The organism is Vibrio fortis, assembly GCF_024347475.1.
Taxonomy (GTDB): domain Bacteria; phylum Pseudomonadota; class Gammaproteobacteria; order Enterobacterales; family Vibrionaceae; genus Vibrio; species Vibrio fortis.
Genome location: NZ_AP025488.1, coordinates 285700 through 299850 on the forward strand (window position 1 = coordinate 285700; position 14151 = coordinate 299850).

At 45.7% G+C, this 14151-nt stretch carries 13 protein-coding genes; 7 read left to right on the forward strand and 6 right to left on the reverse strand.

From position 1 onward, the window contains the following. Positions 1–18 precede the first annotated feature (18 nt). The 6 genes from OCV50_RS15885 (at position 19) to ahpF (ending at position 5636) form a co-directional block, all read left to right on the forward strand. Positions 19–1299, forward strand: a complete 1281-nt coding sequence (locus OCV50_RS15885) for an SAM-dependent methyltransferase (RefSeq protein ID WP_261904858.1) — start codon at positions 19–21, stop codon at positions 1297–1299. Further along, positions 1277–1801 (forward strand): DUF2878 domain-containing protein, encoded by a 525-nt coding sequence (locus tag OCV50_RS15890; protein ID WP_239839336.1) that lies wholly within the window; start codon positions 1277–1279, stop codon positions 1799–1801. Before OCV50_RS15885 ends, OCV50_RS15890 begins: the two co-directional genes overlap by 23 nt. Before the next feature lie 3 nt (positions 1802–1804). After that, positions 1805–2368 carry a chalcone isomerase family protein gene (locus tag OCV50_RS15895; protein ID WP_261904859.1) on the forward strand — a complete coding sequence of 188 codons (564 nt, stop codon included), beginning with the start codon at positions 1805–1807 and terminating at the stop codon, positions 2366–2368. Between the two features lie 15 nt (positions 2369–2383). Further along, positions 2384–2905: a DUF3833 domain-containing protein gene (locus tag OCV50_RS15900; RefSeq protein ID WP_261904860.1), complete on the forward strand. Its 522-nt coding sequence runs from the start codon at positions 2384–2386 to the stop codon at positions 2903–2905. A 292-nt stretch (positions 2906–3197) separates the two neighbouring features. Continuing rightward, positions 3198–3755 carry an alkyl hydroperoxide reductase subunit C gene (gene ahpC / locus OCV50_RS15905; protein ID WP_032553653.1) on the forward strand — a complete coding sequence of 186 codons (558 nt, stop codon included), beginning with the start codon at positions 3198–3200 and terminating at the stop codon, positions 3753–3755. Positions 3756–4037: 282 nt separating this feature from the next. Next, on the forward strand, positions 4038–5636 hold the full coding sequence (gene ahpF / locus OCV50_RS15910) for an alkyl hydroperoxide reductase subunit F (RefSeq protein WP_239839339.1): 1599 nt from the start codon (positions 4038–4040) through the stop codon (positions 5634–5636). Between the two features lie 95 nt (positions 5637–5731). On the opposite strand, the gene OCV50_RS15915 is transcribed toward ahpF, so the two are convergent. From OCV50_RS15915 to OCV50_RS15940, 6 genes are read right to left on the reverse strand one after another with little or no spacing between them, the layout of a single operon-like run. Beyond that, positions 5732–7555 (reverse strand): bifunctional sugar phosphate isomerase/epimerase/4-hydroxyphenylpyruvate dioxygenase family protein, encoded by a 1824-nt coding sequence (locus OCV50_RS15915; protein ID WP_261904861.1) that lies wholly within the window; start codon positions 7553–7555, stop codon positions 5732–5734. 11 nt (positions 7556–7566) lie between these two features. Beyond that, positions 7567–8637, reverse strand: a complete 1071-nt coding sequence (locus OCV50_RS15920) for a Gfo/Idh/MocA family protein (protein ID WP_261904862.1) — start codon at positions 8635–8637, stop codon at positions 7567–7569. Between the two features lie 43 nt (positions 8638–8680). Further along, positions 8681–9610, reverse strand: a complete 930-nt coding sequence (locus tag OCV50_RS15925) for an AEC family transporter (RefSeq protein ID WP_261904863.1) — start codon at positions 9608–9610, stop codon at positions 8681–8683. Positions 9611–9619: 9 nt separating this feature from the next. Continuing rightward, positions 9620–10885: a TRAP transporter large permease gene (locus tag OCV50_RS15930; protein ID WP_261904864.1), complete on the reverse strand. Its 1266-nt coding sequence runs from the start codon at positions 10883–10885 to the stop codon at positions 9620–9622. Positions 10886–10894: 9 nt separating this feature from the next. Continuing rightward, positions 10895–11395, reverse strand: coding sequence for a TRAP transporter small permease (locus OCV50_RS15935; protein ID WP_261904865.1), 501 nt, complete (start codon positions 11393–11395; stop codon positions 10895–10897). 60 nt (positions 11396–11455) lie between these two features. Then, positions 11456–12460 carry a TRAP transporter substrate-binding protein gene (locus OCV50_RS15940; protein ID WP_261904866.1) on the reverse strand — a complete coding sequence of 335 codons (1005 nt, stop codon included), beginning with the start codon at positions 12458–12460 and terminating at the stop codon, positions 11456–11458. 423 nt (positions 12461–12883) lie between these two features. Here OCV50_RS15940 and OCV50_RS15945 point away from each other — a divergent pair, with 423 nt between their 5' ends. Beyond that, complete coding sequence (locus OCV50_RS15945; RefSeq protein WP_261904867.1) at positions 12884–14101, forward strand: LysR family transcriptional regulator; 1218 nt, start codon at positions 12884–12886, stop codon at positions 14099–14101. Positions 14102–14151 lie beyond the last annotated feature (50 nt).

Genomic DNA, 14151 nt, shown 5'->3' on the forward strand with positions numbered 1-14151 from the left:
TTTCTCAGCGAGGTCTACATGGAACAGCTTGCCAAACAAAATCACAACATCAAGCAGCAGCCTCAAACCGCAGTGCTGAACAAAAATTGTAAGTATCGAAGCCTTGTTTTTACCATCTTAGAACGCTTACAGGGAGGTCAACTCGAAGTAATCGAAGGGGATGAGCATTCAATATTTGGCGACAGAGAAGCGACGCTTCACGCCGAAATCGTTATTCATGATTCTAGTTTCTTCAAAGACGTTGTTCTTAACGGCAGCATCGGTGCTTCAGAAGCGTATATCGATGGAAAATGGACAAGCCCGCACCTAACTCGTGTTATTCAAATCATGGCTCGCAACCAGCAACAACTCGACGAACTTGACGATAAGACACAATGGCTTAGCAAGATAAAAAACTTATTCCTAAGAAAGCAGAATGCCAACACAGAGCAAGGTTCAAAGCGCAACATCTTAGCCCATTACGATATTGGTAATGAGCTGTACGAGCGCTTCCTAGATCCATCAATGCAATACTCCTCTGCTATCTACAGCGAGCAAGCGAGCCAACTAGCAGACGCTCAACAAAACAAGATGCGTACCATCTGTGAACGTTTGGAGCTCACCGAGCAAGACAGCGTGGTAGAGATAGGTACAGGATGGGGCGGACTCGCAATCTTCATGGCGCAAAACTACGGCTGTCACGTCACAACCACGACCATTTCTGATGCTCAGCACGAGCTTGCTAAGCAGCGTATTGAAGCTCTCGGGCTAAGCAAAAAAATAACCCTACTCAAAGAAGACTACCGTAATCTATCCGGACAGTACGACAAGTTAGTCTCTATCGAGATGATTGAAGCCGTTGGTCATGAGTATCTTCAAACCTTCTTTACCACCTGTTCTCAACTTCTTAAACCGACTGGAAAAATGTTGATACAAGCGATCACCATCGCAGACAGCCGCTACGAGAAGTATCGCAAAGGGGTCGATTTCATCCAGAAGTACATCTTCCCAGGAGGCTGTTTACCATCTGTAGCCGTCATGACCGGACACCTCGCTCAAAGCACTGACCTTGTTGTCCAAGAAATTGATGACATCGGTTTGCACTACGCGCGCACTCTAAATGATTGGAATGTCGCCTTTGAACAGAGCTGGGATGAACTACAAAGCCTAGGGTACTCAGAAGAGTTCAAGCGACTATGGACCTTCTACTTCTGCTATTGCGAAGGCGCCTTCCTAGAACGCGTGATAAGCACTCATCACATTGTGGCGCGTAAGCCTCGCTACTTTGGAGCAAAAGATGAAACGGTTCTGGATTATTAACCTTGTTCTGTTTCAAGCCACTTGGGTAAGCAGTGCCTTTTTTACTGAGCAAGCCGTCTTTATAGCGCCGCTGTTGGTGGCGCTTCATTTCTTTCTCTCACCCACTCGTCGCGACGACTTCCGTGTTCTACTGCTGCTGCCTATCGGCCTACTTCTTGATAGCTTGATGATCGGTCTTGGCACCTTTTCCGCTCATCCAAACATTGCGAATCAAACTTGGTTTCCAGTGTGGCTCGCTTGTTTATGGGTGATGTTCTTAATCAGTTTCAACCACAGTCTTAATTGGATAATGAAATGTCCGAAAGTGATCCTCTTTCTCCTTGGCTTCGTAGGAGGTACTAGTAGCTACTGGGGCGGCATCAAGGCTGGTGCGCTTCAGGCCACATGGCCAGATGTTTGGGTGTTATCCACCCTTGCGGTCAGCTGGGGTTTAGTGATCCCACTGTTAGTGGCCGGCTACTCGTATCTAAACAAGCCTAATATGGCGGAGACAACGAGGTGACTTATGGCTTATTCATCACAGGGTCGTGCTAAAGCTCAGCGCCACCCTCATTATTCTCAATGGAAGCGCTACGTACTGTCGGTGCTTGCAACACTGTTTGCGTGCAGCGCCCTTGTCTTTCATAACGCCGCCAAGGCGTCGCCAGTCGGTGACTTAAATAAGCAAGGCGAAGGTGAGATGACCTATCTTTTTTGGACGCTGTACAACGCCGAGCTCTACACCACCCCCACTCGCACAGAACAAGCACTGAAAATTGAATATTATCGTGATATCGAGAGCAAAGACCTCGTCGATGCCACGCAAGACCAGTGGGAAAAGCTCGGCTATTCAGACAGCAAAATAAAAAGCTGGATCGCCCCACTTTACGACATGTGGCCTAACGTCAAACAAGGCAGTACTCTGACGATTCGCGTATCAGAAAATCAACAAAGCCAATTCTATTTTGATGAGCAACCGATCGGCACCATTACTGATACCCAATTCGGCCCAGCCTTTCTCTCTATTTGGTTATCGGAAAACACGTCCGAACCAGAACTCCGTCAGCAGCTCCTCGGGCTCAACAAATAAAACAGGACATGATGAATGAAAACAGGATGGTTACTTCTACTTTGCTCTCTACTAATTGGGTGTGGCTCAGCCAACTTATCCGAACATACGGGCACCACACCTGAGCTCAAACTCGAAGAATTCTTTGACGGCAACCTTATCGCCTATGGAATGGTACTTGACCGCTCTGGCAACCTGCTGCGCCGTTTTAAAGCGGATTTGGTCGCAGAGTGGCAAGGAGATCAAGGCGAAATCAAAGAGTGGTTCCGCTTCGCCGATGGTGAGCGTTCCACACGAATTTGGAAGCTGACCAAAACTGGAGACAATACCTACACTGGCACCGCGGGAGATGTGATAGGCGAAGCCTATGGCGAAACCCAAGGCTCGGCACTCTACTGGCAATACACCCTCGAGATAGAAGTAGACGGTTCGATGTATGAAGTAACGCTTGATGACTGGATGTTCTTAATGGACGACAAACGCCTGTTCAACAAAACTGAGATGTCCAAGTTCGGCTTCAAGGTCGGCGAAGTCATACTGTTTATCGAAAAGCGCTAACTACTGCTAACGCCAAGACACACATATCAGTTAAACACGCACAGCAGCGCATCAAACAAACCTCGACTCACTCTTTGAGTTGAGGTTTGATGTTTATACGTCCTCAAATCAGCTTTCATAGCACTGTCCTATCACTAGGTTTTCCTTTCAATAGCTTTTGCCTTTCATACTTGATAGCTATCTCCTATCAGAACAATAGAAACGTCCGAATTTACCCTCTGAGCCTCTCGGGGCAATATATATCCATCGACGCAAGGCAGCGTCAAAACAACAAATTAAAGAGAGTAAAATCATGATCAACACAGAAATCAAACCATTCAACGCAACAGCATTCAAAAACGGCGAGTTCGTAGAAATCACAGAGCAAGACGTGAAAGGTAAGTGGGCAGTATTCTTCTTCTACCCAGCAGATTTTACTTTCGTATGTCCTACTGAACTTGTAGACCTACAAGAGAAATACGCAGAGCTTCAGTCTCGCGGCGTTGAAGTTTACTCAGTATCAACAGACACGCACTTCTCTCACAAAGCATGGCACGATACGTCTGACAAAATCGGTACTATCGAGTACTTCATGGTAGGCGACCAAACTGGCACTATCACAAACAACTTCAACGTAATGCGTGAAGGTCAAGGTCTAGCAGACCGCGCTACGTTCCTAATCGACCCAGAAGGTGTTATCCAAGCAATGGAAATCACTGCTGAAGGCATCGGTCGTGACGCTGAGGACCTACTACGTAAAGTGAAAGCAGCTCAGTACGTTGCAAACAACCCAGGTGAAGTTTGCCCAGCAAAATGGAAAGAAGGCGAAGAGACACTAGCACCATCTCTAGACCTAGTAGGTAAGATCTAAGCATCTGCTAACCGATTCTACAGGCGCACCTCAGCCTGCCTCCTAAAGGGCTTTGGCGCGCCGCTTTAATACTCAAAACCACATCCACGCGATGTGGTTTTTTTGTTTTTATTCAAAATGTTAGAAGAAACTTTTCGAGTCGATTAGTTTCACCGATTATTGATAGGTTTTACCTACCAAACTAATAGAAACGTCCGAATTTACCAATTGTGATGGTCAAGGCAATATAGCTCCATCAGCGCAAAAGAGCGCCCCCGAACAGAAAAGAAAAGTAGGCATATCATGTTAGACCAAGCAATGAAGCAACAACTGCAAACATACTTAGAATTCCTAAAAAATGACGTTAAGCTCGTTCTTAGCCTGGATGAAAGCGAAACAGCAAGCAAACTAGAGAAGCTGGCAAATGACATCTCAGAACTATCGAGCAAAGTTGTGGTTATCCGTGACGATAGTGCAAGTGATCGCAAGCCAATCATGCAAGTTCTAAACACAGAAAAAGGCACGAGCATCGGTTTCGCTGGTCTACCTATGGGTCACGAGTTCACGTCATTGGTATTGGCACTTCTACATAGTGGTGGTCACCCAATCAAGCTTGACGATGAAGTGATTGAGCAGGTCAAAAACCTTGGTCAACCGCTGAATGTTGAAATCTTCATTTCGCTGTCTTGCCAAAACTGTCCAGAGGTTGTGCAGGCATTCAACATGATGTCTGCAATCAACCCGCTGATCAAAACAACCATGATTGATGGTGCAGCCTTCCAAGACGAAGTGAAGTCTCGCGACATCATGGCGGTACCTAGCGTATTCATTAACGGCGAATTGTTCGGTCAAGGTCGCATGTCACTGGCAGAGATCCTAAACAAAGTCGATTCAGGCGCAGCAGAGAAAAAAGCACAAGCATTAAGCAAGACTGCTCCTTTTGATGTACTAGTTGTCGGTGGTGGTCCAGCAGGTTCTTCAGCAGCAATCTACGCAGCACGTAAAGGCATCCGCACTGGTGTAGTTGCAGACCGCTTTGGTGGTCAAGTAATGGACACAATGGCAATTGAAAACTTCATCTCAGTGAAAGCGACAACAGGACCTAAACTGGTTGCAAGCCTAGAAGAGCACGTAAAAGAGTACGGTGTTGAAGTGATGACTGAGCAACGCGCAGCCAACATCATCGACGCTGAAGACACAGAAGACGGCTACATCCACGTTGAGTTAGAGAGCGGTGCAACACTTCGAGCTCGCACTGTAATCACAAGTACAGGTGCACGCTGGCGTGAAATGAATGTTCCTGGTGAGCAAGAGTACCGTAACAAAGGCGTAGCGTACTGCCCACACTGTGACGGCCCACTGTTCAAAGGCAAGAAAACAGCGGTAATCGGTGGTGGTAACTCAGGCATCGAAGCCGCAATCGACCTAGCGGGTATTGTTGAACATGTAACGGTTCTTGAGTTTGCAGACACACTGCGTGCTGACCAAGTACTTATCGACAAAGCAAACGCAACACCGAACATCGAAATCATCAAGATGGCACAAACAACACAAGTGCTTGGCGATGGCAACCGAGTAACAGGCCTTGAGTACAAAGACCGCAACACTGATGAGCTAAAACAGATTGAGTTGGCAGGTATCTTTGTTCAAATCGGTCTAATGCCAAACAGCGAATGGTTGAAAGGCACTAAGGTTGAGCTATCACCACGTGGTGAAATCGAAATTGACGCACATGGTGCAACATCAATGAAGGGTGTGTTTGCTGCAGGTGACGTAACAACCGTTCCTTACAAGCAGATCATCATCGCGATGGGTGAAGGTGCAAAAGCAAGCCTAGGTGCATTTGACCACCTAATCCGCAACCCAGCACCAGTCGCTAAAAAAGTAGCAGAAATGGCTTAATCAAATCGCGCACTAAGCCTATCAAAATAGCAAACCACCACTGAATTCAGTGGTGGTTTTTTGTTTTGCACAACAGATAGGTATGCTGATTAGGTTTAATCTTGATAAGACTGGGAAGCCAGACGAATAAAAGCGTTGGTTTCCCCGTATTTTTTATACTCGCCTACACGCTGCACCACTTCAAAGAACAGGCCATTCACTTCCTTGGTATAGAAGTGGAAAAACGCACCTGTATCGTCTTCGGTGTAAAGAATATTGTTTTGTTGCAGCTGTTCAATCGACTCATCTTCTAAATCGAACTGTGCCTGAATATCTAGGTAGTAGTTATTCGGGATCTTCAATTGATAGATAGGCGATAGGTTAGCCGCTGCTTTGAAGATGTCTCGGCACTCAATCGCAATCTGGTTGATGCTCGCCCCGTTAGAATCATTTAGGAATCGCTGAGCCGAAGTGCGCTTAGCACTGGTGCTGTTGAGTGCGATCTTAATGTTCTCGTTCGGGCTTTTAATGGTACGACTGGTTATCAGGCCGTTGATGTCTGGCAGATCGAAGCTCTCTTCCGGCACAAAGCCAAAGATGGATTTGTAGAAGAACAGATTTGATAGCAAGGTTTCAGGTGGCACCACTTGACCAATATGGTCAACGCGAATCAAATTATCATTTAGCGCAGATGTTTGCTCGACGAGCTTAAAGTCAACATCGTAGAACTTGTCTGCTTGGTTCTCATCTAACAGATGAATCATTAAGTTGCTTGAACTCTTGAGCGTTGGAATATCCAGCTCATTTTCTTGGCGAGCTTGGAAAATCGCTGGGCTATTGTAGCGTTTTGCCAGTTCAACCAAACGATCTGAATCTTTGGTTAATACGCCTAACGCACACACAGATTCACCATGACCTTCTAAGTAAGCCTGAGCGTTGCTGTTTTTCTCGTAGTTAAAGACGAAGTTAATATCACCTACTTGGTAAAGGTCGACATTCTTGCTCTTGTGGCAATGTGTTTTGCTAAAGCCTAATGACTCAATTACATCGGTAAATGGGTTATCTTCACGCTCTTTTACCGCAAATTCAATGAAGCTCAAATCAGACACGCTCGGCATCTCAAACAAATTGTTGGTCTGATCTTCTAGCCATTTCAGTGAGCGCACACCATCAACTGCTTTCTCTTTCGGAGAAGAGGCTCGGAACTCATCGTTAAACACTTCATGAGAGAGGTAATCATCGTAACCTTTATCTTTGAGTGTTTTCACAAAGTCGATAACTGGGAAATCGCCTTGCCCCGGGAAGCAACGGTAGTGGCGGCTGTATTGCAAAATATCCATCTGCATTTTTGGCGCATCAGCGACCTGCACTAAAGCAATCTTTTCCACTGGAATATCTTCACGCAGCGTATCCAGTGTGTTGCCACGAGCAAACATGTGAAAGGTGTCCAATACCACACCAAGGTTCGGATGATCGACCATCTTCACCAAATTCCAAGCGTCATCGTAATCGGCAATATGACGCCCCCATGCCAGCGCTTCGTAACCCAATTCCATGTCTTCACGCTTGGCCAGTTCTGCCAAGGCATGCAGATCTTCAGCGCAGCGGTCAAGATTATTGGTCGAAAGTGGATTGACGTTACTGCACATCATTAGCCGTTTCGTACCCAGTTGATGTGCCAGATCCATCTTGCGCTCCATCATCTTGTATTTCTTTTGACGAAGACCATTTGGCATCCCTTCCATATCTCGGAAAGGTTGTAGAACCAAGATCTCAAGCCCCATGCTGTCAGCGATACGTTTAACATCGGCTGCAGAACCACGGTACTGAGTTAAATCATTTTCAAAAATTTCGATGGCATGAAAACCGGCTTTTGCCGCTGCATGCATCTTCTGTTCCAGAGTGCCAGATAGACAAACGGTCGCAATTGAATACTTCATCCTGAACTCCCCTAATTAACCAGTGCAGTAACATCTTGAACCGGAACGTACTGCTCCGTTTCTGTCGCTTTGATGATGGCGTCGATCACCAACAGGTTTTGTAGGCCATCGTAAATGCTGACTTTTGGCGTCTGTTCTTCGCCACGAATGAGAGCGCAGAAATGCTCAAGTTGACGCTTAAGTGGATCTTCACGCGTTACTGGTTCTTGGCGCTCTTCCATTGCATTCCACCAAGAAGGCGTCACACCCTCTTTAAAAGACTTAATCTGCATCGTCGGGATCGATAGCGAGCCGTTAGTGCCAGCCACGTGGTAGCAATCTTCAGTTTCGTAAGTCGCGTAGGTCTTGTTCTCTTGCGAGGTTTGTTCCCAGCTGCGCGGGCTTGCCGAGGCATCGGACAACATGAATGAACCCAGTGTACCGTTGGCAAATCGCAGCGAGATTGCGGTTGTATCTTCCACTTCGAACTCGCGGGTCGCGCTTGAATTGAGCGCTTGGACACCAACAATATCGCCAACCAGATGACGCAGATTGCCAATCTCATGAATCATATTAATTAAGATCGGGCCGCCACCTTTAACTTTGCGCCACTCGCCTTCGTTGTAGTAGTAATCAGGCTTGTAGAACATCGCGCTGCCCATGATAGATACCGTCTTACCCAGTTCGCCGCTGTCGATGATCGACTTAGCTGTCTCAAGCAGTGGGCTATAAGCACGGTGGTGGCCAACCAGCATTTTTGCTTCTTCACGATTTGCGTGTTTAAGAAGCTCAATAGCATCTTCTATCGAATCAGTAACAGGCTTCTCGACAATCGCAGGCACGCCAGCATTGATACACTCGTGCGCTTGAATAGCATGCAGGCGATTTGGTGTCGCCAAGATCACACCGTCTGGCTTGTCTTGAGCAAACAGCTCTTCTAAGCTGGCGTAAACCTTAACGCCATATTCTTCGCCAACCTCTTTTGCACCCGGAGAAGGATCAACAATCGACGCCAACTGACATTGCGCGTTTTCAGAAACCAGTTTGATGTGTGTTTTCCCGATCAGACCTGCCCCAGCGACAGCAATTTTAACTTGTTCCATGTTATGACCTTATTTTTCATTCACGCTCTACAGGCGTCTATTTTTATGATGATGTTGTGATAGCAATTACGACGGACAGCGAGAGTCCAGAGGCCACCGTCGTGATAATTAGAGTGTTTAAACAGAAGCGTTGTTGTTGATATAGCCCACCTAAAATGGGGTAGATGGACAACATCGGTGACGCTGCAAAGATCAACAAGACATACTTAAGATCCCCTTCTACGGGTAGCGTCATCAGCAGTGCAACGACCACCAACGGGAAAAACACCAGCTTCATAGAAGAGACAAAAGCGATTCGTCTGAACTGCTCAAATTTCAGTGACTGCCCCAGCGCCCCACCGATAGCAAACAGAGCCAATGCAACCGATGTTTTCGCAAAAATGGATACCCCTTCCGTCACGAATTCTGGCAAGCGAATCCCCGCGATATTCACGACCAAGGCAAAGCTGATTGCTAGAATAATTGGGTTTCGACTAATACGACCCGCGACAATCTTTAGCTGCTCACTGATGCTTGACGAACGACCTTGAGCGAACTCCAGTGAAATCAAACTCAATGGGATAAACACCAGATTCTCAATCAGCACACACATTAAAAATGCTTCAATGAACTGACCGTCGTACAGCGATAACACCACTGGAAAACCGACGAATGCGCTGTTTGGCATTCCACTACCCAGACCATTAATAAAGCTTTCAGTCCAAGTGGACTTAAGTAAGCCTTTGCTGACCAATATCGCGACAGTCATCGCGCTTAAACCAGCAATGGCATACACCAGCATGAAATTGACGTGGATGACCTGCCCTAATTCAATGCTGCTCAAGCTGCTGATGATCACGGCTGGCAGCGATACATACAGCACGAACTTGCTCACCTCAGCGACGAATTGTTGGCTAAAAAAGCCTTTTTTGGTCGTGAGGAACCCTACTGCCACGATAAAAATCAGTGGCAGCAACACTTCAAATACAAACATTGTTTTTCTCTAGTAGCCGAATAACTTCGGTAGGAAGAGCACGCTCTGTGGTACGAAAGTGATAAAGAACAGCACCACGACTTCCAGTAGGAATAGAGGAATAACTTGCTTAGATATCGCAGCAATCCCGACCTTGGAGATGGTATTGGAGACAAACAGACAGATGCCCATTGGTGGTGTAATCAAACCAATCATTAGGTTGAAGATAACCACAATGCCAAAGTGAACAGGGTCGATACCAAAGCTCATCGCAATCGGATGGAAGATTGGGATCAGAATCAGCATGGCTGCAATACCCTCAAGGAACAGGCCCACCGCCAGTAGGATTAGGTTCACCATGATTAGGAACATAATCGGATCTGAGATAGTGCTAAGCACCTGTTGGCTAATGTATTGAGGTACACGCGAGAACGTCAGCAGCCAGTTTGCAACAGAGACAACAGCAATCAGAATCAATACGATAGAAGAGTCGCGCATTGAGCGCATAAACACTTCAGGTAAGTCGCTGAGTTTGATTGATTTGTACATGAACATGCCGACCGACAGCGCATAGAATGCAGCAAAAGCAGCCGCTTCAGTCGGCGTTACAATACCCATTAGAATTGAGCCAAGGATAAAGATTGGCATCGTTAGCGGTACAAAGGCTTTAACCAAAGCCTTGCGACGACTGGTTCGAACACCGTTGTTCACAATCTTATGTTTAGTCGCATAAAAGAAAACAAACACTGACAGGGCGATTGCCGACAAGACACCCGGAACAATACCCGCTAAGAACAGAGCTGGAACCGAGACACCACTGGCAATAAGCGCATAGATGATCACCGGAATACTCGGTGGGATCATAGGACCAATCACCGAAGAGGCAGCGGTCAGTGCTGATGAGAACTCTTTGCTGTAGCCCTCTTTTTCCATTTGAGGAATAAACACTCGGCCCAGTGCCGAAGTGTCTGCGACCGCTGAACCTGAGATTCCGGCAAACATCACCGAAGACCAGATATTTACTTGTGCTAAACCACCGCGGAAGTGTCCCACCAAGGCGTTAGCAAAATCGATAATACGATTCGTAATACCACTCTTGTTCATCAGCTCACCAGCGAGAACAAACAGTGGAACAGCCAGAATAGAGTATGAGTCTAATCCGCTAAAAATTCGTTGTGCAACAAGGCTGATTGAGATTGGAGTGCTCGTTACGTAGAACGACATAGCCAAAATAATGGCAAACACTAGCGGAACACCAAATACGAGCATACCGCCCATTAAAGCTATTGATGGCATAGTAGATCCTTATACATCGCCTTGAGTGAGAGAAGAGACTGGCGCATTGGCGCGTCGAGATAGCGTGACGTGTTGTGCTAAACGCAATAGAGCGGCAACAAACAGACAGATACCACCAACCACTAGCGCAGACTGGAAGTAGTACATGCTCAAGCCAATACCCGGTGATTCGATACCACCGCGTTTCATGACAAATAGGTAGCCGGAGTAAGTCATGATGCCCGCCGATACTAGCACTGCGATATCAACCACAATCGCCAATACCTTTTGGAAAATCGCCGACTTGACTGAATCTAGAACTGCAAATTTAATGTGCAATCCTTCTAAGTAACAGAGAGACGTACCAAACATCACACCGTAGATCATTGAGTACTTACACAGCTCTTCACCCCATAGAACTGAGGTATTGAAGAAATAGCGTGAGATAGTAGTGACCAGCATGACTGCAAACAGTACAAACAGAGACGAACCTGCGCAGAATGCCAATAGTTTTTTATATTGTTCCATCATAATTCCCTATCTCCTTGGGAAAGCGCAGCATTGAGACCATCAATGCTGCGAACATCAGAGTTACTTCGTTGCAGTCTCAACCGCTTGGAGTGCGCCATCGATCCATTTCGAATCTACGGTGCCTTCAAGCCATTTGATTACCGCTGGCTGAGTTTTGTCGCGGAATTGCTTCTGCTGCTCTGCTGTCAATGACGTGATCTTCATGCCCTTCTTACCTAGCGTTTCTAGACCTTCTGCAGAGTTAACCTGCTGAACAGCTCGGCCAACCGTACCTGCAACTTGCGCTGCACGGTCGATGATCGCGCGGTCTGCATCCGATAACCCTTGGTAAAAGTCATCATTCATTAATAAGAAATCGGTGCCATAAACATGACCATCCAGCGTGATGTACTCTTGTAGCTCGTAGAACTTATTTGCGCTGATAACGCTCACTGGGTTTTCTTGGCCATCAATAACACCGGTTGTTAGAGCTGCAGGTACTTCAGGGAAGGCAATAGGCGTTGGCTCAGCGCCTAAAGATTTCAGCAACTCAACATAAAGCGGGGTTGTCATTACACGAATTTTTAGACCTTTTAGGTCGTCAGGAGATTTGATTTCACGCTTCGAGTTTGTGAAATGACGAAAACCTGTTTCACCGTACGCTAGGTTGCGCAAGCCAGTCTGTTTTAAACACTGCTCATTGAGCTGCTGGCCAAACTCACCATCTAACACTTCCCAAGCAACAGGTGCTGAAGGGAATAAGTACGGAATCTCTAGAACATTGGCTTCTTTACATAGCTTAGAATAAGCACCAGACACCATTGTCATGGTCAGCATTCCCTCTTGCGCAGACTGAAGCAGTTCAGTTTCGCCACCAAGTTGACCCGATGGGTAGATGTTGACTGCAATACGACCGCCAGACTCCGCCTCTACGATATTTTTAAATACCTGAGTCGCTGCACCCTTCTTAGAAATCGTCCAATCCTGAGAGTCAACGTGACCAATCGTAATGTCGATATCCGCAGCTGATGTGTTTGCAGCAAATGCCAGTGATACAGCCAGTGATAGTGTTTTTATAGTTTTCATTCGATGGAACCTCCTGTTTCATTGCCGATAAAACTAACACTGGGAATTAACAAAACAAAATTCACTTACTGAAAGCATTATTCAAAAATTAGATAACCTGCGTTATAAAAGAGTTGTTCATAAATAAAAATAAACATAAAAAATCAAAAACTTAAAACCAAAGAACAAGCATAATTTCCATCAATAATTGATTAAATTTGATATTTTACAAATTCGTTAAATTTGGAGAATGAAGTCACACTTTAGAAACAATATATCATTCGCTACTTCATTGAGTGTTTGAATTCCGTTACTAATATGTCCATAGATAAGGGCGTCGAGTATTTCGAGCTACATCATACTTAGAGTTATAACTCTAAGTTTAAAAAGTGTGATTTATTTCATATTCCATGCTGTAAATACAATCAATAGTAAGGAAGCGGTGTGTTTAATATTCCCAATTTACGTCACCTTAGGGCCATTTCTGAAGTCGTTCATACAGGAAGTATCAGTAAAGCCTCTGACACAGTTTTTCTCTCTCAACCCGCAATCACACAAGCCATTTCCAAGCTCGAGAAAAGCATGAACAGCGAACTCTTCGAACGCACTAGCGATGGCATGACACCAACCAAACAAGGTGAAGCCTTTGCTTTGCGAATTGATCGCGCTCTAGAAAGCATCAGTCAGGGCATCTCGAATGCGCTTAAAATTGCCACTAAACAACGCAAAAATAGCGTTCAACGTTACCTGTTCAATATCACAACCACACAGTTAAAAGCCCTGGTTGCTGTTGCAAATGGACAGAGTTTTACTGAAGCCAGTCGACTACTCGAAGTGTCTCAGTCATCGGTCTATCGCGCCTCTAAAGATCTCGAAGAAATTCTGGGCTTTACCCTTTTTGAAAAGACCAGTACAGGTATTGCACTCTCTAAGGCTGGAGCCATACTAGACAAAGCGAGCAAGCTTGCTTTTGTTGAGATAAAACAAGGACTTGATGAGGTTAACCTGCTCAGTAATCGACACAGTTCAGTGATCACTGTTGGCTGTTTGCCTCTGGCAAGAACCTGCTTACTTCCAAGTACCATTAATGAGTTTTCTAAGGCCTACCCAGACTGCCAAATACACGTGATTGATGGCCCTTATAAAGACCTGCTTAACCACCTCAAATATGGCGAAATTGATATTTTAATAGGTGCGCTACGCTTTCCTGTACCCAGCACCGATATCCGTCAAGAGACGTTATTTGAATCGAAAAACACCATTTTGTCGCGAGCTGACCACCCTTTAGCGACTAAAGAGAAAGTCAGTATCAAAGAGCTTCAAGAGTCGAGTTGGGTTGTCTCCTCCAGTGCAACACCCGCACGTAAAATGTTCGAAGATATGTTTACCAAGGCATCGCTTGAGATACCCAATCGCTTAATTGAAGCCAGCTCGCAAATGCTAGTCAAAGAGCTATTACTAGGTAGTGATCGATTAACCCTTCTTTCTCAACATCAAATCAGGCGTGATCTCGACGAGGGTCATTTAGTCGCTCTCCCTTTTGAAGGTGAAGAGCAATCCAGACCCATTGGTTTAACAGTTCGAAAAAACTGGTTTGCCACTTCTGTACAAACTCACTTCTTGCAATTATTGCGAACAAACGGGGTAAAAATGTCTTTGTAATAACCCTATTATTTTCAAAATTGAATACCCTTTGACTTAATTTGATTATC

Coding starts and splice junctions, on each gene's coding strand:
- OCV50_RS15940 (WP_261904866.1), bottom strand. CDS start 12,460: ATGAAAACTATAAAAACACTATCACTGGCTGTATCACTGGCATTTGCT.
- OCV50_RS15930 (WP_261904864.1), bottom strand. CDS start 10,885: ATGCCATCAATAGCTTTAATGGGCGGTATGCTCGTATTTGGTGTTCCG.
- OCV50_RS15935 (WP_261904865.1), bottom strand. CDS start 11,395: ATGATGGAACAATATAAAAAACTATTGGCATTCTGCGCAGGTTCGTCT.
- ahpC (WP_032553653.1), top strand. CDS start 3,198: ATGATCAACACAGAAATCAAACCATTCAACGCAACAGCATTCAAAAAC.
- OCV50_RS15885 (WP_261904858.1), top strand. CDS start 19: ATGGAACAGCTTGCCAAACAAAATCACAACATCAAGCAGCAGCCTCAA.
- OCV50_RS15915 (WP_261904861.1), bottom strand. CDS start 7,555: ATGAAGTATTCAATTGCGACCGTTTGTCTATCTGGCACTCTGGAACAG.
- OCV50_RS15925 (WP_261904863.1), bottom strand. CDS start 9,610: ATGTTTGTATTTGAAGTGTTGCTGCCACTGATTTTTATCGTGGCAGTA.
- OCV50_RS15895 (WP_261904859.1), top strand. CDS start 1,805: ATGGCTTATTCATCACAGGGTCGTGCTAAAGCTCAGCGCCACCCTCAT.
- OCV50_RS15890 (WP_239839336.1), top strand. CDS start 1,277: ATGAAACGGTTCTGGATTATTAACCTTGTTCTGTTTCAAGCCACTTGG.
- OCV50_RS15900 (WP_261904860.1), top strand. CDS start 2,384: ATGAAAACAGGATGGTTACTTCTACTTTGCTCTCTACTAATTGGGTGT.
- OCV50_RS15920 (WP_261904862.1), bottom strand. CDS start 8,637: ATGGAACAAGTTAAAATTGCTGTCGCTGGGGCAGGTCTGATCGGGAAA.
- ahpF (WP_239839339.1), top strand. CDS start 4,038: ATGTTAGACCAAGCAATGAAGCAACAACTGCAAACATACTTAGAATTC.